Annotated in this window: 22 protein-coding genes and 1 rRNA gene; 11 read left to right on the top strand and 12 right to left on the bottom strand. The window is 47.4% G+C overall.

Features of this window, described 5'->3' with window-relative positions; translation table 11 throughout:
- A 16S ribosomal RNA gene (locus ACXAGC_RS03390) occupies window positions 1-348 on the bottom strand; the annotation flags it as partial.
- 440 nt (window positions 349-788) lie between these two features.
- Here ACXAGC_RS03390 and ACXAGC_RS03385 point away from each other — a divergent pair.
- Window positions 789-1,322, top strand: coding sequence for a gamma carbonic anhydrase family protein (locus ACXAGC_RS03385; RefSeq protein ID WP_474842361.1), 534 nt, complete (start codon window positions 789-791; stop codon window positions 1,320-1,322).
- Window positions 1,323-1,336: 14 nt separating this feature from the next.
- Here the strand turns inward: ACXAGC_RS03385 and aroE are convergent, their stop codons facing one another.
- Window positions 1,337-2,146 carry a shikimate dehydrogenase gene (aroE, locus tag ACXAGC_RS03380; protein ID WP_474842359.1) on the bottom strand — a complete coding sequence of 270 codons (810 nt, stop codon included), beginning with the start codon at window positions 2,144-2,146 and terminating at the stop codon, window positions 1,337-1,339.
- On the opposite strand from aroE, the gene ACXAGC_RS03375 reads away from it, so the two are divergent.
- Entirely contained in the window at window positions 2,145-2,579 is a 435-nt protein-coding gene (locus tag ACXAGC_RS03375) for a group II truncated hemoglobin (RefSeq protein ID WP_474842357.1), read from the top strand. The genes aroE and ACXAGC_RS03375 overlap by 2 nt on opposite strands.
- Window positions 2,580-2,647: 68 nt before the next feature.
- On the opposite strand, the gene ACXAGC_RS03370 is transcribed toward ACXAGC_RS03375, so the two are convergent.
- The 7 genes from ACXAGC_RS03370 to ACXAGC_RS03340 all read right to left on the bottom strand — a co-directional run bounded on the left by ACXAGC_RS03370 (window position 2,648) and on the right by ACXAGC_RS03340 (window position 8,395).
- Window positions 2,648-3,322 carry an OmpW family outer membrane protein gene (locus tag ACXAGC_RS03370; protein ID WP_474842355.1) on the bottom strand — a complete coding sequence of 225 codons (675 nt, stop codon included), beginning with the start codon at window positions 3,320-3,322 and terminating at the stop codon, window positions 2,648-2,650.
- A gap of 145 nt (window positions 3,323-3,467) precedes the next feature.
- Window positions 3,468-4,391, bottom strand: coding sequence for an oxygen-dependent coproporphyrinogen oxidase (gene hemF, locus ACXAGC_RS03365; RefSeq protein ID WP_474842353.1), 924 nt, complete (start codon window positions 4,389-4,391; stop codon window positions 3,468-3,470).
- A 3-nt stretch (window positions 4,392-4,394) separates the two neighbouring features.
- Window positions 4,395-4,955, bottom strand: a complete 561-nt coding sequence (gene tsaC, locus ACXAGC_RS03360; RefSeq protein ID WP_474842351.1) for an L-threonylcarbamoyladenylate synthase type 1 TsaC — start codon at window positions 4,953-4,955, stop codon at window positions 4,395-4,397.
- Window positions 4,948-5,505, bottom strand: coding sequence for a DNA topoisomerase family protein (locus ACXAGC_RS03355; RefSeq protein ID WP_119499444.1), 558 nt, complete (start codon window positions 5,503-5,505; stop codon window positions 4,948-4,950). The genes tsaC and ACXAGC_RS03355 overlap by 8 nt, the downstream gene beginning before the upstream one ends.
- Before the next feature lie 67 nt (window positions 5,506-5,572).
- Window positions 5,573-6,049 (bottom strand): DUF494 family protein, encoded by a 477-nt coding sequence (locus ACXAGC_RS03350; RefSeq protein ID WP_119499443.1) that lies wholly within the window; start codon window positions 6,047-6,049, stop codon window positions 5,573-5,575.
- A 3-nt stretch (window positions 6,050-6,052) separates the two neighbouring features.
- Window positions 6,053-7,189 (bottom strand): DNA-processing protein DprA, encoded by a 1,137-nt coding sequence (dprA, locus tag ACXAGC_RS03345; RefSeq protein WP_474842349.1) that lies wholly within the window; start codon window positions 7,187-7,189, stop codon window positions 6,053-6,055.
- 36 nt (window positions 7,190-7,225) lie between these two features.
- Window positions 7,226-8,395 carry a LysM peptidoglycan-binding domain-containing protein gene (locus tag ACXAGC_RS03340; protein ID WP_474842347.1) on the bottom strand — a complete coding sequence of 390 codons (1,170 nt, stop codon included), beginning with the start codon at window positions 8,393-8,395 and terminating at the stop codon, window positions 7,226-7,228.
- 106 nt (window positions 8,396-8,501) lie between these two features.
- Here ACXAGC_RS03340 and def point away from each other — a divergent pair, with 106 nt between their 5' ends.
- From def to trkA, 4 genes are read left to right on the top strand one after another with little or no spacing between them, the layout of a single operon-like run.
- On the top strand, window positions 8,502-9,011 hold the full coding sequence (gene def, locus ACXAGC_RS03335; protein ID WP_119499442.1) for a peptide deformylase: 510 nt from the start codon (window positions 8,502-8,504) through the stop codon (window positions 9,009-9,011).
- An 8-nt stretch (window positions 9,012-9,019) separates the two neighbouring features.
- Window positions 9,020-9,976, top strand: coding sequence for a methionyl-tRNA formyltransferase (fmt, locus tag ACXAGC_RS03330; RefSeq protein WP_474842344.1), 957 nt, complete (start codon window positions 9,020-9,022; stop codon window positions 9,974-9,976).
- Window positions 9,976-11,304 (top strand): 16S rRNA (cytosine(967)-C(5))-methyltransferase RsmB, encoded by a 1,329-nt coding sequence (gene rsmB, locus ACXAGC_RS03325; protein ID WP_474842342.1) that lies wholly within the window; start codon window positions 9,976-9,978, stop codon window positions 11,302-11,304. Before fmt ends, rsmB begins: the two co-directional genes overlap by 1 nt.
- A 25-nt stretch (window positions 11,305-11,329) precedes the next feature.
- Window positions 11,330-12,709: a Trk system potassium transporter TrkA gene (trkA, locus tag ACXAGC_RS03320; RefSeq protein WP_119499439.1), complete on the top strand. Its 1,380-nt coding sequence runs from the start codon at window positions 11,330-11,332 to the stop codon at window positions 12,707-12,709.
- 45 nt (window positions 12,710-12,754) lie between these two features.
- Here trkA and ACXAGC_RS03315 read toward each other — a convergent pair whose 3' ends face one another.
- Both ACXAGC_RS03315 and elbB read right to left on the bottom strand, forming a co-directional pair.
- Window positions 12,755-14,206: a TrkH family potassium uptake protein gene (locus tag ACXAGC_RS03315; protein WP_119499438.1), complete on the bottom strand. Its 1,452-nt coding sequence runs from the start codon at window positions 14,204-14,206 to the stop codon at window positions 12,755-12,757.
- Window positions 14,207-14,341: 135 nt separating this feature from the next.
- Window positions 14,342-14,995: an isoprenoid biosynthesis glyoxalase ElbB gene (elbB, locus tag ACXAGC_RS03310; RefSeq protein ID WP_349591021.1), complete on the bottom strand. Its 654-nt coding sequence runs from the start codon at window positions 14,993-14,995 to the stop codon at window positions 14,342-14,344.
- A 435-nt stretch (window positions 14,996-15,430) separates the two neighbouring features.
- On the opposite strand from elbB, the gene polA reads away from it, so the two are divergent.
- Window positions 15,431-18,208: a DNA polymerase I gene (gene polA / locus ACXAGC_RS03305; protein WP_474842419.1), complete on the top strand. Its 2,778-nt coding sequence runs from the start codon at window positions 15,431-15,433 to the stop codon at window positions 18,206-18,208.
- Between the two features lie 403 nt (window positions 18,209-18,611).
- On the opposite strand, the gene yihA is transcribed toward polA, so the two are convergent.
- Window positions 18,612-19,223 (bottom strand): ribosome biogenesis GTP-binding protein YihA/YsxC, encoded by a 612-nt coding sequence (gene yihA / locus ACXAGC_RS03300; RefSeq protein ID WP_119499436.1) that lies wholly within the window; start codon window positions 19,221-19,223, stop codon window positions 18,612-18,614.
- A gap of 175 nt (window positions 19,224-19,398) precedes the next feature.
- On the opposite strand from yihA, the gene ACXAGC_RS03295 reads away from it, so the two are divergent.
- The 4 genes from ACXAGC_RS03295 (at window position 19,399) to ACXAGC_RS03280 (ending at window position 22,061) form a co-directional block, all read left to right on the top strand.
- Window positions 19,399-20,022 carry a c-type cytochrome gene (locus tag ACXAGC_RS03295; RefSeq protein WP_119499435.1) on the top strand — a complete coding sequence of 208 codons (624 nt, stop codon included), beginning with the start codon at window positions 19,399-19,401 and terminating at the stop codon, window positions 20,020-20,022.
- A 349-nt stretch (window positions 20,023-20,371) separates the two neighbouring features.
- Window positions 20,372-21,043 carry a class I SAM-dependent methyltransferase gene (locus tag ACXAGC_RS03290; protein ID WP_474842338.1) on the top strand — a complete coding sequence of 224 codons (672 nt, stop codon included), beginning with the start codon at window positions 20,372-20,374 and terminating at the stop codon, window positions 21,041-21,043.
- Window positions 21,044-21,069: 26 nt separating this feature from the next.
- Window positions 21,070-21,573, top strand: a complete 504-nt coding sequence (yihI, locus tag ACXAGC_RS03285; RefSeq protein WP_303572558.1) for a Der GTPase-activating protein YihI — start codon at window positions 21,070-21,072, stop codon at window positions 21,571-21,573.
- A 14-nt stretch (window positions 21,574-21,587) separates the two neighbouring features.
- On the top strand, window positions 21,588-22,061 hold the full coding sequence (locus ACXAGC_RS03280; protein ID WP_474842336.1) for a DUF2489 domain-containing protein: 474 nt from the start codon (window positions 21,588-21,590) through the stop codon (window positions 22,059-22,061).
- Window positions 22,062-22,100 lie beyond the last annotated feature (39 nt).

Here is a 22,100-nt window from a genome sequence, read left to right as displayed (position 1 = left end):
TGCCTCCCGTAGGAGTCTGGGCCGTGTCTCAGTCCCAGTGTGGCTGATCTTCCTCTCAGAACAGCTAGAGATCGTCGCCTTGGTGAGCCTTTACCTCACCAACTAGCTAATCTCACTTGGGCCTCTCTTCAGGTAGGAGCTAAAAGCCCCCTTTGGTCCGTAGACGTTATGCGGTATTAGCAGTCGTTTCCAACTGTTATCCCCCTCCCAAAGGCAAGTTCCCAAGCATTACTCACCCGTCCGCCACTCGTCAGCAAATTAGCAAGCTAATTCCTGTTACCGTTCGACTTGCATGTGTTAGGCCTGCCGCCAGCGTTCAATCTGAGCCATGATCAAACTCTTCAATTAAATATATCGAAAAACTTTTATGAATCGTCGGTTGACACTCTTAACGAGTGCCCACACAGATTGTCTTGTTATAAATTTTTAAAGAACAGTTGCTAACCTCGGCTAGCTGCTTCAGCGTTTCTCCCTGAAGCGGGACGCGCATTCTACGCGCTTCGTTTTCAGTGTCAACAACTTTTTGAATTTAATTTCGAAGAGTTGCTTCTGAAAACTGCTTATTGAATTTAGCTCTAAGCCTTATTCTATAAGCACTTCGCGGTGTCTGTCAGTTACGTTCCCCGTCGAAGTGGTGCGCATTATAGGGAGTTCAGTTCGCACGTCAACGGTTATTTTCAAAAAACTGAAACAATTCATCTGAACGCTTATTTCTTATACTTTCACGCCTATAAAGCGAGCGATCACACGGGTATAGTACCGTTATTATTGATTATGAGAGCTTTACTATGCCTGTCAGAAAGTACAATTCTGTTTCCCCTTCTATTGCTGATAACTGTTATATCGATGATTCAAGCGTGCTTGTCGGAGATATCGCTATAGGATCAGATTCAAGTATATGGCCACTGGTTGCAGCCAGAGGCGATGTTAATTATATAAAGATAGGCGACCGCACAAATGTTCAGGACAGTTCAGTGCTTCACGTCACCAGGAAATCTGCCGGTAATCCTGAAGGTAACCCACTAATTATTGGTGATGATGTAACGATAGGACATAAATGCATGCTTCACGGATGCACACTGGGCAACCGTATACTCGTCGGTATGGGTGCCATTGTGATGGATGGTGCTCTTGTAGAAGATGATGTGTTTATCGGAGCAGGTACATTAGTCCCGCCAAACAAGCGCCTTGAGAGTGGCTACTTATATGTAGGCAATCCAATGGTGAAAAAGCGCCCGCTCAAAGAGAGTGAACAGGCCTTTCTTAAGGTTTCGGCAGACAACTATGTCCGGCTGAAAGATGAATACCTTACACAAGACTGAATCTGAACTACCGTTTAAGGACGAAGTTTCTGAATAACACCGGCAGTATCCGGCCTTTTACCTGTCCAGATGGTGAATGCTGCAGCTGCCTGTTCCACCAGCATACCAAATCCGTCTTTGGTTCCTGCAGCCCCTTTCTCAGCAGCATACTGCATAAAGCGTGTTGGCTGACTACTGTATACCATGTCGTAAGCCAACTCGCATTTACCGAACATACTGTCAGACACAACTGGCAGATCGCCCGTCAAACTCGCTGACGTGCAATTAATAATAATATGGGCTTCAACGCTGACGAGCTCGTCAGCCGTTATCGCTTCAAACTTAGGGTTTGCTATATCTGACACAATCGCCTGTGCTTTGGCAAAAGTACGGTTAGCAATAAATAATGATTCCAGATTTTCTCTCAGTAATGGCCCTGCTACACCGCGGGTAGCGCCACCGGCACCAATAAGTAAAATACGCTTTCCGCTTAAAGTTCCTGTTGTACTGAGTAAGTCCGCAACCAGTCCCATGCCGTCAGTCGTATAACCATTCAGGCTGCCGTCTACTTTATGCAGGGTATTAACGGCTTTTGCGGTTGCCGCCTCTTCATTACAATTTGCTTCACTTAATTTGAACGCTCTTTCCTTGAACGGGACTGTAACATTACATCCCAAAGCCCGCTCATCAGCAAAAAAATTCGTAACTTTATCTTCGAAACCTTCAATGGGCGCTTCAATCTTTTCATATTGAATGGTCTCCCCGGTTAAATCAGCAAACATATGATGAATTGCAGGTGATAAACTCTGAGAAATCGGGTTTCCAAATACAGCGAATTTTTTCATGGGTCTCTTTAGCTTATTAAACAAATCAAAGAAAACGTCTTCAGACACAACCCCCTCCACACCCTATGAAGCAATCGGGGGAGAAGAAACGGTAAAACTTATTGCCAACCGATTCTATGACATCATGGAACAAGATCCTATGGCTGAAGAGTTACTTGCAATACATCCGCAACCAATGGACAGAATAAGACATGTCTTTTTTCTTTATTTAACCATGTGGCTTGGCGGTCCCAATGAGTTTGAAAAGCAATTTGGTCATCCCCGCTTGCGTGCCAGACACCTTGGTTTTGCTGTGACACCTGTACTGAAGCGTCAATGGATGTATTGCATGCGAAAGGCAATGTTGCAATCGGTTCACGACATTGCTCTTGCAGAGAAGTTACTGGAAGCACTGGATCAACTCGCAGAACATATGATTAATACGGAACAATAAAAAAGCCCTCCGGATAAGGAGGGCAAAAGGCAAGTGCGAAAAACGCATGGAAACTAAATGTCAGATGCTCAGAATGTGTAACCTACAGAAATAGTGTAAACCCAGGGATCAATCTGAATATCGTTTACGCTTCCCTGAGCTTCACCCACATTGAAGGTGGCTTCGGTATCAATATCAATCCACCTTACTGACGCATTAATGTGCCAGTCGTTATTCAGCATGTAATCCGTACCGATTTGTGCAGAAACACCAAAGGAGTTATCCAGATCTAAATCTGTCAGTCCTGCATCCCCGTTAGCTGAAGTAAATTCCTCGTCAAAAATGAATGTATAGTTCAGACCCGCACCGATATAAGGCTGGAACACTGCCGCGGGATCATTGAAGTAGTAATTAACGGTTAATGTAGGGGGTAAGTGTGTCACTTCTCCCAGCTTATCACCTGTGCCCAGCGGATCAGACACACCAAAACTGACGTCATGGGTGAATGGTGTCGCTGCGAGTAATTCGATATTGATATTGTCGGTTATAAAATACGCAACATTCAGACCCAGTTGGGTATCGTTATCAACCGACAAATCTACGCCTAAATCTGCACCACCGGCAATAATGGTGGATGTTTCGTCGTCAGGTGCAACCGTTGTAAGACCGCCACGTACAACCCAGTCGCCTTTTTCATATGCTTGAGCGGCAGGAGCAGCAATGATGGCTGCAAGGATAACAGTAGCCAGAGTGGTTGTTTTCATTTCGATTCTCTCGTGTGTTTAACGTTGATGTGCGTACTGTACGCCTCAGGAGAATCAAAATGTTGATCTGGAACAACAGAAAAAAATGGTTTTAAAATCAGCTTCCTGACCATTGATCTGAATCAATAGTCAGGATAGGCAGAGCTTACCAGTCTGTGGGTTTCAGCCAGTTAGCCAGCTTCGCTTCAGCGCTGCCTGCGGGCGCTTCGAAGCCATATTCCCAGCGGGCAAGGGGCGGCATGGACATCAGAATGGACTCTGTACGGCCACCGGTTTGTAACCCGAACAACGTGCCGCGGTCATACACCAGATTGAACTCGACATAACGTCCGCGACGATAAAGCTGAAATTGGCGTTCACGTTCTGAGTAAGACATGCCTTTACGGCGTTCAACGACCGGAACATATGCGTCCAGATAGCCATTACCTACTGACTGCATAAATTCGAAGCTTTTATCAAATCCCCATTCATTCAGGTCATCAAAAAAGAGACCGCCAACGCCACGGGTTTCGTCACGATGTTTCAGATAAAAATAGTCATCACACCATTTCTTATATCTGGCATAAATATCATCACCAAAAGGAGCACAGCACTTTTTAGCGGTGTCGTGCCAGTGCTGAACATCTTCTTTAAAGGGATAGAACGGCGTGAGGTCAAAGCCACCACCAAACCACCAGATGGGTGTCTCTCCCGGCTTTTCAGCAATAAAAAAACGCACATTGGCATGAGAGGTAGGTACATAGGGGTTGTGGGGATGAATAACCAGAGACACCCCCATTGCCTGAAAACTTCTGCCGGCCAGCTCAGGACGTGATGCAGTTGCTGAAGCCGGCATGGCTCCGCCGAACACGTGACTGAAATTGACACCGCCCTGCTCTATCACCGCGCCGTTTTTAAGCACTCTTGAGCGGCCACCGCCCCCCAGTTCTCTTTCCCAGCTGTCTTCTACGAACTGACCTTTGCCATCAACCAGCTCCAGTGTCTGACAAATGTTATCCTGCAAGGCCAGCAGGAAAGCTTTAACTTTTTCTATTACCTTGTTTGTGTCTTCAATATTCATTGTTTGCATTTTTTAATCTCTGATCACCCGGCCGGAGTCGCAATCCCGGATTGTACTGGGCCTGTCCAGTCCGCCCACATCGCCGTCAATGTAGATAACACTGTCTGCAAAGTATGCTCTTGCTTCACCCTGTGTTCTTGCAGGTTCTTCACCGGAAGGATTGGCGCTGGTAGAAACCAGAGGCTTGCCCAGCTTTTCACACAATGCTTTCACTACCGGATGTGTTGTCACCCGAACTGCTATTTTTTCGTGAGAACCTGTGATCCAACCGGGCGCTGTTTTGGACTTCGGCAAAAGCCAGGTATTCGGCCCGGGCCATGATGAGAAAATTTGCGCTCTGCGATCAGGAGGAACAGCATTGTCATTAACGTAAGGCAGCAAACGGGAATAGGTATCAGCAATAAGGATCATGCCTTTTTCAACCGGACGTTGCTTCAGTTGTAATAGTTTGTGAACCGCCAGCTCATTATCAGGGTCGCACCCTATACCCATTACCGCTTCGGTGGGATAAACAATTAACGCTCCCTGTTCAAACGCTTCTTTTACAGGGTCAATCTGTTGTTCATTACTCATTTTCGGGCTCTGCCTGATAATCGCATTTAACTTGCGGGCAGCACACTTTGCCTTTTTTATTGATCAAAAGGCCCCAGCCACAATCTGGACAGCTACCCGGAACGGGCGGGAAATTTACCACATACTTGCATTGAGGATAATGATTGCACGCATAAAAGCGCTTTCCGTATTTATTTGTGCGCTCAATGATGTGTCCGGTATTACATTGGGGACAAGTGATCTGCGTGTCCTCCTGCTGTTTTACCGGCTCAATATGATGACATTCAGGAAAATTTGTACAGCCAATAAACATACCGTAGCGACCTTTTTTAATGGCCATCGTACTACCGCAGTCGGGACACACCGTGCCGGCGATTTCTTTTAACGTTGTGGTTTGTTGATCGTGTAACGGCTTACTGAAATGACATTCGGGATAAGCCGTACACCCAAGGAAAGGGCCACTCTTGCTATTTCGGATTTGAAGATGACTGCCACATTCCGGGCAGTCACCGAAGGCGTGCTCAAGCGCATGCTCATGAGCACTGAATAAGGAATGATCTATTTTTGACATGAACCCCTGATACCTTAGAGCACAAATTCAGGAGGCATCCCGGGGACCATGCCGGTACTACTCCTGATTAATGCAGCGTACCATCAGATTCTTCAAACAGAAGATCTTCCATCTGTGCATACGCATTCTCTTTACCGGGCACGTTGAATAACACCATCAACACGACCCATTTTAAATCTTCAAGACAGAACTCAGGAGAGTCTATTTCCATCACTCTGTCGATAACCATTTCACGTGTAGAAGCGTCGAGTACACCAACCTGCTCTAAAAACAGCAGGAATCCCTGGCACTCCACATCCAGACGCATTTGCTCTTCCTGGGTATAAATGCGGCTAACGCCAGATGATATACGCTGACAGAAATACGGCTTATTATCCGTTTCCTGGAGCGCAGCCAGTTTCTCCAGCCATGCTAACGCCTTATAGATTTCATCATGATGAAAGCCAGCGCGTATTAACTCATCCGTCAGTTCGTCCTGATCGACGCGGATTTCCGTTTCGCTATGAATGAAGTTCTCAAACAGATACATGAGGATGTCGAACATGGTTTATTTCCCCCTCAATTTGACGTAACCACCGGGAACGGGGGTTACGAGACCACGCAGTTCATATTCTAATAATGCCGCCATAACCGCTGATACAGGCAGTGCGCTGCGTTCGGCAATGATGTCAACGCCAGTTACATCAAAGTCCACACTATCTAATAATTTATCGGTTGCCAAGTTTTGATCTTCACTTTTTTGTTGTTGCTCAGCTGCGGCAGCAACGGGCGATCTGGCAAGATGGTTAAATTCCTCCAGGATGTGGTCTGCAGTTACCACAAGTTTAGCACCTTGCTGAATAAGTGCATGACAACCTTCTGTCTGCACATTTGCGATATTGCCCGGCACAGCGAACACTTCGCGTCCCAGATCTGCGGCCAGATTGGCAGTTATCAAGGTACCACTCTTTATTGTTGCTTCGACCACCAGCGTACCGGCTGAAATAGCAGCGATTAAGCGGTTTCTGCCAGGAAAGTGATGACGCTTCGGTGGTGTGCCGGGTGAAAACTCCGACACGAGCAATCCGTTATGACTGACGATTTCCTCTGCCAGATGAATGTTCCGGCGGGGATAGATAACATCCGGCCCGCTTCCCAGAAAGGCTACCGTTCTGCCCTCTATGGCATTGGCAGCCTTATGGGCTGCGGCATCAATTCCGCTGGCAAGGCCGCTGGTCACAGTGACACCGGCAGCGGCCAGCCTTGAGGCAAATAATGCAGCATTTGAAAGACCTGCCCGGGTAGCCATTCTGCTGCCGACAACCGCAATCTGCGGATCGCCAAGACGTGAAGTATTCCCTCTGGCAAACAAAAGTAATGGTGGTGATGTTAAACTATTGAACCCTGATGGCCAGTCCGGCATGTCCCGGGTAATGATCTGATTCGCCGGGTCTCTGTCCAGCCAGCGATAAGCCTGATCAAGAAGCTTGTCATTTGCAGATGTCCGTAACTGGCGAATATGTGCCAGCTGTTCAGAAGTAAGAGGATGGTCAGGATTTGTCATCCACTCATCGGAATGGAGAAAGGCCCGGGCTGAAATACTGTATTTATTGAGTAGCGCATTCCATTTCGCTGTAGTCATGGCCGGCACTGATGCCAGTGTCAGCCAGGAATGTATTGAAGTGTTTTGATGATTTTTCCGCATACCGAAGCCCCTCAGCTACGGTATGAGTTATCCCGGTTAAGGATTAGCGACAATAGCGCCTGTCTTCACCAGTTCTCTGGCACGGGTAATGATGCCGTAGCTGGCTTTATCAAATGTTTTGAAAATGACGATTTCGCCGATTTTAATGGCCGGCTGATGCACCGTGCTGCCATCGTTAAACACGCTGTACATGGCATTACTTTCGCCAGCGTATTTGGGTAATTCACCGTCAATAATATCTGGCCCCTGAGAATAAAGTCCCATCACAGTACCGGGAGACACTTGCTCAGAACCTAAATCCACAATGACCACATCGTCTTTACCCAGCAACTGATGCTGATGAAGGTTCCCTACCACAAAACCCCGCTGTTCAGGCGTTGCAGCCTGCAGCACGAGATCCTGCCGGTCTGTGAAATCTCCGTCATACAGCCGGTCGCCACGGGCTGCTTCAAAGTTTGATTTGGAGACTTTGACCAGCCACTGGAACGGCACGGTATCGTCAATCATATTGGCATCAGCAACATGATGAACCTGAATCCCGAGGATCTCTCCGTCCAGGTTTTCAATAGTAGATTGTCTGCGGACTACACGATACTGATCTGAAGATCGGCCGTAACTCCGGCTGATCACTAAATCGTCGGTAACAAAACGGATATCGCCGGTTTGATTACCGAGAATATGGGGCAGCTTTTCATAGACCTCTTCATCCAGTAATTCATTTTGATTGATGTAAGGAGCAATAACGGACCAGGGCAACATACTGATGGGGTCAGGCTTATTTTGTTTACGCAGGGACGGTCCGAGGGTGATGTGTTTTTTATCCCGCTGAACTACCAGTACCGGCTGACCGTCGACAATACGTATTACAAGAACGTCGCCGGGGTAAATCAAATGAGGATTGATAATTTGAGTATTGTTGCGCCACAGCTCCGGCCATAGCCAGGGCTTGTCCAGAAACAGGCTGGCAATATCCCATAACGTATCATTGCGTTTCACTGTATAGGTTTGCGGGGCATCTTCTTTTAACGTGACTGCCTGAGCTAACCCTGTAAGGGAGCTTAAGATCACTGTCACTGCGGTCAGGGCAGCGGCAAAGCGCTTTTTAATCAATCCGGTTGTCATGTTTGCTCCAACCACTCCTGTTGAAATTTTCGACATTGACTCTATATCGGCCATGTATCCGCTATTTCCAGCAAAAAACTGCACGGCAGTTACCGTTATACGATAGAATAGTATCAGAAACCAATGTGTAAATAGCGCTGGCTATTGGATCGTATATTAATTCATACACGCAAGCGAAGCAGAACGACAGATGGCAATTTTAGACGTATTAAGTTTTCCTGACGAACGCCTACGTACCGTAGCGAAGCCCGTTGAGTCAGTAGATGAAGAAATTAAGCAACTGATCTCGGACATGTTCGAAACCATGCGCGATGAGAAAGGCATCGGCCTTGCCGCCACGCAGGTAGACAGACATGTACAGGTTGTAGTGATGGATGTATCTGAAAATCAGGATACGCCCAGAGTATTCGTAAACCCTGAAATCACAGCGAAAGATGGTTCCACCATCAGTGAGGAAGGCTGTTTATCGGTACCCGGTAATTACGCCAAAGTAGACCGTGCAGAACGGGTGACTGTTAAAGCACTGGACGGTGAAGGGAATCCTTTTGAGCTTGAAGCTGACGGTCTGCTGGCTATCTGTATTCAGCACGAACTGGATCATCTGAAAGGTAAATTGTTTATTGATTACCTGTCACCGCTGAAACGCCAGCGTATCCGGAAGAAGTTAGAAAAAGAAGCAAGACTGGCTGCTAAGGCCTAGGACTATTTGTGACCACACCACTACGAATCATTTTTGCCGGTACGCCGGATTTTGCTGCCGACCATTTACGCGCCCTGCTCGGTTCTGAGCATGAGGTTATTGCTGTTTATACGCAACCTGACCGTCCTGCCGGACGGGGCAAAAAGCTGACGCCCAGCCCTATAAAAGTATTAGCTGAAGAAAATGGCATCGATGTTTATCAGCCTGCTTCTTTAAAAGCACGGGAAGCTCAGGAAACGCTGAATGAGTTGAACGCTGATGTGATGGTAGTAGTGGCTTATGGTTTGTTACTGCCGCAGGCTGTTCTGGATATGCCCCGCTCAGGCTGCATAAACGTACATGGCTCTATTTTACCGAAATGGCGCGGAGCGGCACCTATTCAACGCTCTTTGTGGGCAGGCGATGAAGAAACCGGCGTGACCATTATGCAAATGGATGTTGGCTTAGATACCGGCGATATGTTGCATATTGCCAGGCTGCCTGTTGAACCGGAAGATACCAGTGCCACGCTCTACGATAAGCTTGCGAAGCTGGGGCCTGAGGCTCTGGTTAACGTGCTGAACGATTTGGAAAGCTATACTGCAAAAGCAGAAAAGCAGGATGATAATCTGGCCTCCTACGCGAAGAAGCTCAGTAAAGAAGAGGCTCTTATCGACTGGCAGGAAAGCGCAGAGCAAATTGAAAGAAACATCCGTGCGTTTAATCCCTGGCCGGTGGCGTGGATGCAAATCGGCAAGGATAACGTGAAAGTATGGTCTGCACATGTGAGCGACAATACGTCAACACAACAACCGGGCACAGTGGTAAGTGCCAGTAAACACGGTATCGTTATTGCCACTGCCACGAAAGATTTAATCATCACCCAACTACAAATCCCCGGCAAAAAAGCGTTGCCGGCAGGCGATGTTGTGAATGCACGGCAGCAATGGTTTGTGGCTGGTAAACTGGTTGGTGGAGAAGCATAATGGCTTCGGTTCAGCCGGTTCCCCTTCCAAGACAAAAGAATTTACGCGCCGATACTGCCTGGGTAATTTTTCAGATCCTGGAAAATGGTAAATCCAGCAGAGAATGTCTTGCTAAAGTGCAACGCCGGCATCACGGAAAAGATAACGCCTGGATTCAGGAGATGTCGCTGGGTGTCATGCGTCAACTACCAGTTCTCCAATTCTGGTTGCGGGGATTACTCGATAAGCCTCTGAAAGGGAATAAGAAGATCCTCGAGCATCTGATGCTGCTTGGTCTCTATCAACTGGCTTTCAGCCGGGTATCATCTCACGCAGCAGTAAGCGAAACAGTGAATGCTGCTTCTTATTTGGGTGGTATCTCTTTAAAAGGACTCGTTAACGCTATCCTGCGTAACTTCGAACGCCTGGGGCTGGCAGATAAGCCGGTAGACGATCCCATTATTGCAAGCGGATTACCCAAATGGCTATTTAAACGCATTCAGGATGCTTACCCACAGGTGGCCGACCGCATTATTGAACAAACCAATGATCAGGCGCCTATCTGGTTAAGGGTGAATACGTGCCAGGTTTCACGTGAAACCTTTTGTGATGCCCTGACTGAAATGAACATCCCGTTTGAAACAGTGGCTTCCCACCCTCAGGCGGTAAGACTTATCACCCGCAGCGACATTACTGCACTGCCGGGTTACGACAAAGGCTGGTTTGCGGTGCAAGATGGCGCAGCTCAGCTTGCCGCACCTTACCTGGACCCGCAACCCGGTGAAACCATACTGGATTGTTGTGCTGCTCCGGGCGGCAAAACCGGTCATCTGTTTGAAGTTCAGCCTGAACTGGCCCGCTGTATTGCGATCGACAGCGATGCAATACGCCTTGAGCGGGTTAAAGAGAATATGACGCGGTTAAAGCATCATCCTGAAATTAAAACCGGTGATGCATTGCGTCCCGATCAATGGTGGGACGGGAAATTATTCGATCGCATTCTGCTGGATGCGCCCTGCTCTGCAACCGGCGTTATCCGTCGTCATCCAGACATTCGCTGGCTGAGAAAGCCTGCTGATATTGCAGCACTTGGTGCATTGCAGTCGGAAATTCTCGATGTTATGTGGTCATTGTTGAAGCCGAGTGGCACCTTGCTGTACGCCACCTGTTCCATTCTGCCTGACGAGAACCGTGAACAAATAAAGCAATTCCTGGCACGTACTACAGATGCGGAATTGTCTGAGCTTTGTGAGGGTGAAAGCAGAGATTTCCCCGGCCGGCAGATAGCAACCGGTGAGGAACAAATGGATGGTTTCTATTACGCGAGACTGATAAAGTCTTCTCATTAAACTAGTAAGAGTCTGAATTACATCAATGAAAATCATCATTCTTGGCGCGGGACAGGTTGGCGGTACTCTGGCAGAAAACCTGGTTGGTGAAAAGAACGAGATCACTGTGATTGATTCAGATCCCACTATACTGCGAGCCCTTCAGGACCGCCTAGATCTTCAGGTAGTCGAAGGCGTGGGTTCCCACCCTGATATTCTCAAAAAAGCCGGCGCTGAAGACGCCGATATGCTGATCGCTGTTACAAATAGCGATGAAAGTAACATGCTTGCCTGTCAGGTTGCATACAGTCTGTTTAAAACCCCGACTAAAATTGCCCGCGTTCGCAGTGAGCAATACATCATTTATCAGGAACAGTTGTACCAGGAAAATAACATTCCTGTGGATCACATCATTGCGCCTGAGCAGTTGGTAACCACTGCAATTAAACGTCTTATTGATTATCCCGGTGCGCTTCAGGTTGTGGAATTTGCCGAAGGTAAAGCGAGCCTTGTTGCGGTTAAAGCCTACTATGGCGGTCTGCTGGTTGGACACGCCTTATCAGCCCTGAAAGAACATATGCCCAACGTGGAAACCCGTGTTGCGGCAATTTACCGTCGCGGCCGTCCAATCCGCCCGCTGGGCACGACGGTGATAGAGGCTGATGATGAAGTATTCTTCATTGCTGCCACCAAACATATCCGTGCGGTAATGAGTGAACTGCAGAAACTGGAATCCAGCTACAAACGCATTATGATTGCCGGCGGCGGTCTTATCGGTGCTGGCCTGGCAAAACGTCTCGAGCACAAACACAACGTGAAGCTGATTGAATTCAGCCCTGAACGCGCACAGTATTTATCTGCGAATCTGGATAAAACCATCGTATTTTGTGGTGATGCCTCTGATCCTGAATTACTGAATGAAGAGAGTATCGATCAGGTAGATGCCTTTATTGCTGTCACCAACGATGATGAAGCAAACATCATGTCAGCGATGCTGGCTAAGCGTATGGGTGCACAAAAGGCCATGGTGCTTATCCAGCGCAGTGCTTATGTGGACCTGGTACAGGGAGGTGAAATTGATATTGCATTCTCTCCCCAACAGGCAACGATTTCCGCATTGCTTACCCATATTCGCCGCGGTGATATCGTTAACGTATATTCTCTGCGCCGTGGTGCCGCAGAGGCCATAGAAGCCATTGCCCACGGTGACGAAAACACCTCAAAAGTGGTGGGCCGTGAAATCGGCAATATCAAATTACCGCCCGGCACAACAATCGGAGCTGTCGTCAGGGAAGATACGGTAATCATTGCTCACAGTGATACGAAGATAGAAGCCAACGACCACGTGATTCTTTTTCTGGTAGATAAGAAATACATCAATGATGTAGAGAAGCTGTTCCAGCCAAGCGCATTCTTCTTCGGCTGATAACTAGTGATCTACTGATACCACGTTCCGCGCAGTGTGTTTGCTTCAGCTGCGCCAGAACGTAGGTGAGAACAGTACCAGCAGTGAAAATACTTCCAGCCGTCCGAATACCATTGCCAGTACCAGCAGCCATTTACCTCCGTCACTCACCTCTGAATAAGTACCCGCTACGCTGCCCAGACCCGGGCCGAGGTTATTCAACGATGCAGCGGTTGCCGTAAAAGCAGAAATGTTATCCAGACCCGTAGCAATCATGCCAATCATGATCACCACAAACACGATGGCATAAGCAGAAAAGAATCCCCACACGGCCTCTACTACCCTGTCAGGCATCGCTCTTTCGCCCAGCTTTACCGAGTACACGGCTTTAGGATGAATGAGGCGATCAACTTCACGTTTGCCCTGCAGGAACAGTAACAGTACCCGTACTACTTTCAGACCACCGCCCGTTGAGGACGCACAGCCGCCGATAAAACTGGAGAATATCAGCAAAATAGGCAGGAACGCCGGCCAGGATGAGAAGTCAGTGGTGGCAAAACCGGCAGTGGTACTGATAGACACCGCCTGAATCATAGCCTGATCCAGCGCTTCCTCTGCAGAGGTGTAATAGCCGGATAATGTAAGCACCAGAAAGCAAATCATGATCAGCGTAAACTGAATAAACAGAAATGCCTTAAATTCCGGATCCCGTAAATACCCTTTCAGGGAACGGGAACTTACTGCTGCGTAATGCAAAGAGAAATTCAGTGCCGCAATCAGCAGAAAGACAGAACAAATCACATTCACCATGGGACTGTCGAAATAGCCCAGACTGGCATCATGGGTAGAAAAACCACCTATCGCGACGGTGGCGAAGGAATGGCATATCGCATCAAACCAGTCCATACCGGCCAGCCAGTAAGCTACCATGCAGGCAATGGTCAGCGATAAATAAATATACCACAGATGCTTGGCAGTATCGGCTATACGGGGTGTCATCTTGGAGTCTTTCACAGGGCCCGGCGTTTCTGCCCGGTAAAGCTGCATACCCCCGACACCCAGAATAGGCAGGATTGCCACCGCCAGTACAATGATACCCATACCGCCCAGCCACTGTAATTGCTGACGATAGAATTGAATTGAATGGGGTAGAAACTCTATACCTTCTATCACGGTGGCACCCGTGGTAGTGAGGCCGGAAAAAGATTCAAAAAATGCGTCGGTCACGGTCATGCTGGGCTGTTCAAGCAAGATAAACGGAATCGCACCGAAGCTTGCCAGTACTGTCCAGAACAGGACTACGATAAGAAAGCCTTCTTTCGCACGTAGTTCTTTGCGGTGATAGCGGTTCGGATACCACATCATCATGCCCGTGCCCACACAAAGCAGGAATGCAATGATGAAAGGCAGTCCGCTTCCATCTTCAAACATCAGCGATATCAGTGCCGGTGGGATCATTGTCACGCTGAACAGTGCAACAAGTAATCCGAGAATCCTTACGATTGCACGATAGTGCATGTGCCGTTGAACCTTATTGTTTTTTTCCCATGCCAGGCATGGTTGTGTGTACTACCCCAATAGCTGACATTATGCGGTGACAAGGGCGAAAGGGAAAGTCCCATTCGCCGATACTCCCCGCCTTGCGGGGAGGTTTTAATTCATTGCCAGTACAGTTTCGACCATTTTGTCGATCCCCGCCTTTGCTTCAAGGATGTCCCCGGCGAGCATATAAGCAGGCGTGGTTACCAGTTTGGCGTCGGTATCAATTACAATCTCATCTACTGCACAGTCAACGTGAACAGCACCCAGTGCATTAATACCTGCGGCAGCACCTTCATCATTGCCAATGGTCACCTTACGCTGACTGCCATAAACAGCTGCTGCCAGTGCCGGAGCAATACAAGCGTAACCGGCCGGTTTACCCGCCTCTGCAAATGCTCTGCATACAGTGAGTACATCTTCATTCACAGAGCAGTCTGCACCATCAACTGCAAATGTACACAGATTCTTGGCCGCACCAAAACCACCTGGCAAGATGATGGCGTCAAAGTTGTCAGGCTGACATTCGGTAACAGGTTTAATTTCCCCTCTGGCGATACGGGCAGATTCAACCAGCACATTACGCTGTTCGTTTTCAGCCACTTCACCGGTAAGATGATTTACCACATGCATTTGCATGACATCCGGTGCGAAACATTGATATTCAGCGCCATTGCTGCGAATCGCCAATAAAGTAATCACTGCTTCATGTAATTCAGTGCCGTCGAATACACCACTTCCACTTAAAATCACTGCTACTTTTTTCACGTTACACTCTCCTTTGCTCTGCAAGCCAGCCACAGCAGGCGTTATGCCATTTGCGATTAAAAAACAAACAAAAACTATACAAAAATTATCAAACTCTGCTGTCACTGTTTGTTATCAGTATGCTACATTAACTGACCAACTTGGTTAAACACCAAATTCTTAATTCACCAAGTTATCCACACTATCAGGGAAGAATTCGTCAAGGTAATGACATCTCTTCGAGTTCCTGCAAAACCTTATATATAAAGATCTACGGATTTTTTTGCCGTATTAGATCTGTGTGCCCGATCCAACTTCTTTTTATTTTGATCACAAAGTTATCCACAGGCGATCCACTTTTGTGGATCGAACAGCTCCGCAGACGGTTATATGGCTTTAACAGGCGGCCTGTGGCATTCTGCTCACTTTACTAATGCCTGCGATTTAAGTTTCCTTATGTCTGAAAACAAAACTCCTCCCTTTATTCTGGTTGACGGATCTTCTTACCTGTTCCGCGCCTTCCATGGTTTACCTCCACTGACAAATTCTAAAGGTCAGGATACCGGTGCGATTTACGGTGTGATCAACATGCTGAGAAGCCTTATCCGTCAGTACAACCCCACTCACATGGCGGTAGTCTTCGATGCCAAGGGAAAAACCTTCCGCGACGACATGTATAAAGAATACAAGGCAAACCGTCCGCCGATGCCGGAAGAATTACGATCTCAGATTGCACCTTTGCATGACATTATCAGGGCAATGGGCTTGCCGATCATCGTGGAAGAAGGTGTAGAAGCCGATGATGTGATCGGAACCCTTTCACGTCAGGCCACCGAAAAAGGGATCGACACACTCATCAGTACAGGTGACAAAGATATGGCTCAGCTGGTCAATGAGCATGTCACGCTGATCAATACCATGAACAACCAAATCATGACGACTGAGGGTGTTAAGGAAAAATTCGGTATTTCTCCGGAGCTGGTTATTGATTTTCTGGCCCTTAAAGGGGACAAAGTCGATAACATTCCGGGCGTGCCGGGAGTAGGCGACAAAAGTGCACAGGCACTGCTGAACGGGATCGGTGGCATTAAAGCCATTTATGAGAATCTGGACGCTATCGCAGGCCTTTCATTCCGTGGCAGCAAAACCATGGCTGATAAGATGCGTGAGTATGAAGAGCAGGCGCGGTTATCTTATGACCTGGCGACAATAAAGCTGGATGTTGAGATGGATTTCCAGCCGGAAACGCTGGTGCCGTCGGAAGCTGATAACACAAAGCTTGCCGCCCTGTTTGCCGAATATGAGTTTAAGCGCTGGTTTTCTGAAGTCTCATCCGAATCAGCCGCAGAGGAATCTGCTACCAGCGCAAAAACTGACGAAAGTAACGGTGAAGACGACTCTCCTGCACTATCAGACATCAACAAAAGCAAATACGAAACCGTTACAGATAAAGCGGCTTTTGAAAACTGGCTGAAGAAGCTGGAACAGGCACCACTTTTTGCATTTGATACTGAGACCACCAGTCTCGATTATATGGAAGCTGAAGTTGTTGGTGTATCTTTCAGTACGGCACCGGGAGAAGCCGCTTACGTACCGGTAGCACATGACTATCCTGATGCACCGGAGCAACTTGACCGTGATTACGTGCTTGGTGCATTAAAGCCGTTGCTGGAATCAGATTCAGTTAAAAAGGTTGGCCAGCATCTGAAGTACGACAAAAACGTCCTGGCCAATTACGACATCAATTTACAGGGCATTGCTTTTGACACCATGCTTGAGTCTTACGTGCTAAACAGCACGGCAACCCGCCATGACATGGACTCACTGGCGATGGCGTACCTGAATCACAAAACAATCCACTTTGAAGAGATTGCCGGTAAGGGAGCGAAGCAACTTACCTTTAATCAGATTGATTTGAACGAAGCCGCGCCTTATGCCGCCGAAGATGCAGACGTTACTTTAAGGTTGCATGAAGAAATCTGGCGCCGGCTGGAACAGCACGAACCACTGAAAAATTTATTACTGGATGTCGAAGTGCCACTGGCCAGCGTACTGTCCAGGATGGAACAGCTGGGCGTGCTGATAGATTCACAAAAGCTGAATCAGCAAAGCCAGGATCTGGCTAAGCGTATAACTGAACTGGAAGCCAGTGTGCATGAAGCCGCGGGTGAAACATTTAACTTAGGTTCAACTAAACAGCTGCAACAGATTCTGTTTGAGAAATTGTCTTTGCCTGTGATCAAGAAAACGCCCAAAGGCGCCCCGTCTACGTCGGAAGAAGTATTACAAGAACTGGCGCTGGACTACCCTATTCCTAAAATGATCATGGAATACCGTGGTCTGACAAAGCTTAAAAATACTTACACAGACAAGCTGCCAAAGATGATCAATCACCGTACAGGCCGTGTGCATACGTCTTATCATCAGGCAGTCACCGCAACGGGACGGTTGTCTTCCACAGATCCTAACCTGCAGAACATCCCTATCCGCACTGAAGAAGGCCGCAGAGTACGGCAAGCGTTCGTGCCACGGGACGGTTATAAGATTGTCGCCGCGGATTACTCTCAAATAGAGCTGCGTATTATGGCTCATCTTTCTGAAGATCAGGGTTTGCTTGATGCATTCTCGCAGGGCAAAGACATACATAAGGCCACAGCGTCTGAAGTGTTTTCAGTGCCACTTGAGGAAGTAACTGCAGATCAGCGTCGCAGCGCGAAAGCTATCAACTTCGGACTGATATACGGCATGTCAGCTTTTGGTTTGTCCAGACAACTGAATATTCCCCGTAACGACGCACAAAAATACATGGATTTGTATTTTGAACGTTATCCGGGCGTACTGCGCTATATGGATAAAACCCGTGAGCACGCGAAAGAAACCGGCTATGTTGAAACGGTATTCGGGCGCAGACTGTATCTGCCTGACATTAAAGCAAGTAACGGTGCCCGCCGGAAAGGTGCAGAACGTGCGGCAATTAATGCTCCTATGCAGGGTACAGCGGCTGACATCATCAAACTGGCAATGCTGCGTGTTGATGAGTGGATCCAAAAAGAAGCCGCCAGTGACGTATTTATGATGATGCAGGTTCACGATGAACTGGTTTTTGAAATTAAAGAAGAAGTGGTGGAAGAACGCGTTGCCAGCATTGTAGCCCTGATGGAACAGGCTGCCGCCCTGTCAGTTCCTTTACAGGTTGAAGCCGGTACGGGAGAAAATTGGGACGAGGCACACTAAAACAGTAAGTAGATTACAGTATATGGCGTATTTATCGTGACAATCACCGACATTTGGTAATTTTATTACAATTTAACTTGCCTTTTCAGCATTCTGTTGTACCCTAATGGATGTAGGGTACAGAGGTGAGAAAGCTGTTTTCAAACCTTTGCTTTAACCCCGGTAGTTTTACCGGGGTTTTTTTATGCCCGTAGAAAAGTCATTCCGAAAGCACTCAACCAATTGTTTTTATTGAAAAATAAAATAAATCTCAAAAAAAATTCTATTTTTTTTCAATTAATTTGAACTAACCGGCTTCAGGGACACTCTATATCTTCGGTTTTTATGTGTTTTCTCTCAGTCCTTTTCCCCGGCCACTTTGGTCGGGGATTTTTCTTTCAGGCACAAGAAATCCAGAAAACGCCTAAGCGTCCTCCTCCTCATTCAGTTCAAACCACTTATCCAGAACAGCAGCCGCTTCGCTTACACCAATCTTTGATAAAGACGAGAATGCCTGAACAGTGACATCTCCGTTAAAGGCAAGCGCCGCATCTCTGGCAAACATAAATGCCTCTTTTCGTTTACCAGATTTTAACTTATCCGCTTTGGTCAGAAGTGCGAGAACAGGTAACCCTGCATCAACAGCCCAGTAAATAAGATCCTGATCGAGATCTTTAAACGGGTGACGGATATCCATCATGACGACCAGCCCCCGCAAGCTTTTCCGCTTTTGCAGATACTCACCCAACGAGGCCTGCCACTTCTTTTTCATTGCAATAGGAACCTGCGCAAAGCCATAGCCCGGCAAGTCAACCAGCCTGCGGGTTTCATCAAGTTCGAAGATATTGATAAGCTGGGTCCGGCCCGGTGTTTTACTGGTCCTCGCCAGGTTCTTTTGTCTTGTCAGTGTATTTAACGCGCTTGATTTTCCGGCGTTTGAACGGCCGGCAAAGGCGACTTCTATGCCCTCATCCTGCTTTAGATGGCGGATATCAGGCGCGCTCATCAGAAACTTAGCTTTTGTGTAATACGACATGTTGAATATCCGTCTATACTTTGCATTTAATTTTAATTTATTTGACACCTGTCAGAAAACGGTTATAAAACCATAGTTTTATTATGGAATAGGTTTTTCTGGCGTGCTAAATGTGTAAAATACAATGATATCACGTATATCGTCGAAGCCGTTTGGTCCTTTGTAGAGATTAGTTATGAAAAAACTGTGTTTAGTTGTTTGTATGACGTTAGGTTTCACCACAAATGCCATGGCGGCAGGCGACCCTGAAGCCGGTAAAGCGAAATCGGCCGTGTGCGCAGCTTGCCACGGAATGGACGGTAACTCTATGATTCCTATGAATCCGAAGATCGCCGGCCAGCATGCTGGATACCTGGAAAAACAACTAAAAGAGTTCAAACTGGCTTCTCAGACCGGTGGTCAGGAAGGTCGGAACAACGCAGTCATGAATGGTATGGCAGCACCTCTCTCCGAACAGGACATGGCTGACTTAGCCGCCTATTTTGCCTCTCAGGAAGCAAAAGCCGGCGAAACGCCAGAAAATTATGTTGCTGCGGGTCAGGCTTTATATCGCGGCGGTGATGAAAAACGTGGGATCCCCTCCTGCAGCGCATGTCACGGTCCGGATGGTAATGGCATGGGTCTGGCCGGGTTTCCGGATATCAGTGGTCAACATACCGATTACGTAGCCGCACAGCTGAAAGGTTTCAGAGCCGGTCAGCGCGCCAACGATATGAACGCAATGATGCGGGATATAGCGATGAAACTTACAGATGAAGATATCGAAATACTGTCAAACTACCTGGCAGGCCTGCACTAAGTACTTGTTATACAAAGCTTGTTAATTAATTGTAAAAATTACCTTGTTTTTTGAAATTTGTTCTGTAGTATACAACTTCAAGTTTGGTGCTTTGCCTGAAAGCGCACCGGCTATACAACAATAATAAAAAGCAACAGTATAGGATTTTGGATAAAGTGTCAGGAAGACCTTGAACAATAATTCCAGCTCTGTGAAAAATAAGAATAAGGGGAGCACACCCTTGCACTTAGTGCAAATACGGGAGAGGTGTCATCAGACACTGATAAACGAGGTGATGGTTTAGGCCATCACCTTTTTTCTTTCCGGCGCCTGTTACACTTCACAAATAGCATTCATCCTTTTTAATCCGATGCCAAAACTTACCTGCCCTCTTTGTCAGCATTCAGACATTCAGTTTTATCACGAAGATAAACGTCGACAGTTTCATCAGTGCCAGCGGTGTGATCTGGTATTTGTTGACGGACGCTCTCTGCCCTCCGCAGAAAGAGAAAAGCAGGAATATGATCTCCATGAAAACAACGCTGAAGATGAGGGCTACCGTCGATTTTTACAGCGAGCGATGGAGCCTGTAACGGCCACGGTCACCCCGCCGGCACAGGGACTGGATTTCGGATGCGGGCCGGCCCCGGTGCTCGCCGGTATGTTAAGCGAATCCGGTTATCATATGTCGGTATACGACCCTTTTTATGCTGATGACAGCACTGCCCTTGAAACATCCGGGTACTATGATTTTATTACCTGTACGGAAGCCATAGAACATTTCCATACGCCGCACCGTGAGATTTCATTGTTAACCCGGTTGTTAGCCGCTAACGGTGTGCTTGTCATTATGACCAAGCGTGTTGAAAGCGCATTGAAATTTGCCAGCTGGCATTACAAAAACGACCTCACCCACGTATCATTTTTCTCTGATCAAACCTTCGCCTTTATTGGTAAACAATATGGGTATGACGTCACTCTTTATAGCAAAGACGTTGTTTTGTTGAAGAAGCAATCACAGATACCTGGTATAATCCGGTAATTAGTTTTTATTAGCAGGAGACAACTATGTCGTCCCGTTCGAAGAAGACCAGAAAAATTGGTCGCATTGGTGTCCGTAAAGATCCGGACTTCCGGAAAAAGAAGCCCGCCGGCTCTGAGAATTCCTCAAAGACAAACAAACATAAAGGTAATCCAGCGGGAAGCCGTAATGTTGTTGAGTCAAAACCAGAGCAAACGAAGGCGGTACGGGTGAACAAAGATCCCCGTCATGGCAGTAAAAAACCAGTGCAATTGATTAAAGCACCGGTAGCCCGTGCGGCAGTGAAAAAGTATGCAACACCGGCTGATGAACTGGCAGCTCTGGAAGCAGATAACCGTTTATCTGATTTGCTGGATAAACTGGATGAAGGACAAGCCATTTCAAAAGCTGAACAACAATACGTTGATGACAAAATGGCACGACATCGTATCCTGTGTGATCTGCTGGGTATTGCTGAAAGCGACGATGAAGATGATGACGATCCGATGGACAGTCTCGATGCCATGAGTATGGACGAATTTAAAGACTAAAGGTGTCAGGTTTTATGTGGTTAACCATTGCTATCATTGCCGGTTTAGTCATTATTCTCGGCCTCGGTTTTTACGCAGGCCGTTTGCTTTTCATGCTTAAACAACAAAATGAGCGGCATAAAGCGGCCCGCGACGGACGGATAGAAAACATTACAGAAAGCATTATTGTCATCAGCAAAGCGATGCAGCAACAACAATGTGAGTTATCTGAAGGTGCTATCCGGATCACGAAGCTGTTAAACGCTTTACCACTGGAAACCCCGCCTGATTACCGCTCTGAGTTTCCTCACATTCATGCTTTGTACGTGGAAATCAGTGGCTTTGCTATTTTGGAAGAGCGCAAGCAGCTTCCGTTAAAAGAGCGTAAGAAGCAGGATGATGCACGGGAGCAAATTGAATCTGAATACGAATCCCGCGTTCTCAGGGAACTGGATGCGATAAGAAGCTGGAGCGAAAACCTCAGTCAACGTACTTCAGAATCGAAATAACTGACAGCTCTCTTTGCGGCCGTATTTAACACGGCCGCA

The sequence above is a fragment of the Alteromonas sp. AWJ4_197 genome (assembly GCF_056160285.1).
The sequence above is the reverse complement of the archived record's forward strand: the minus strand, read 5'-3'. Positions and strand labels throughout refer to the sequence as shown.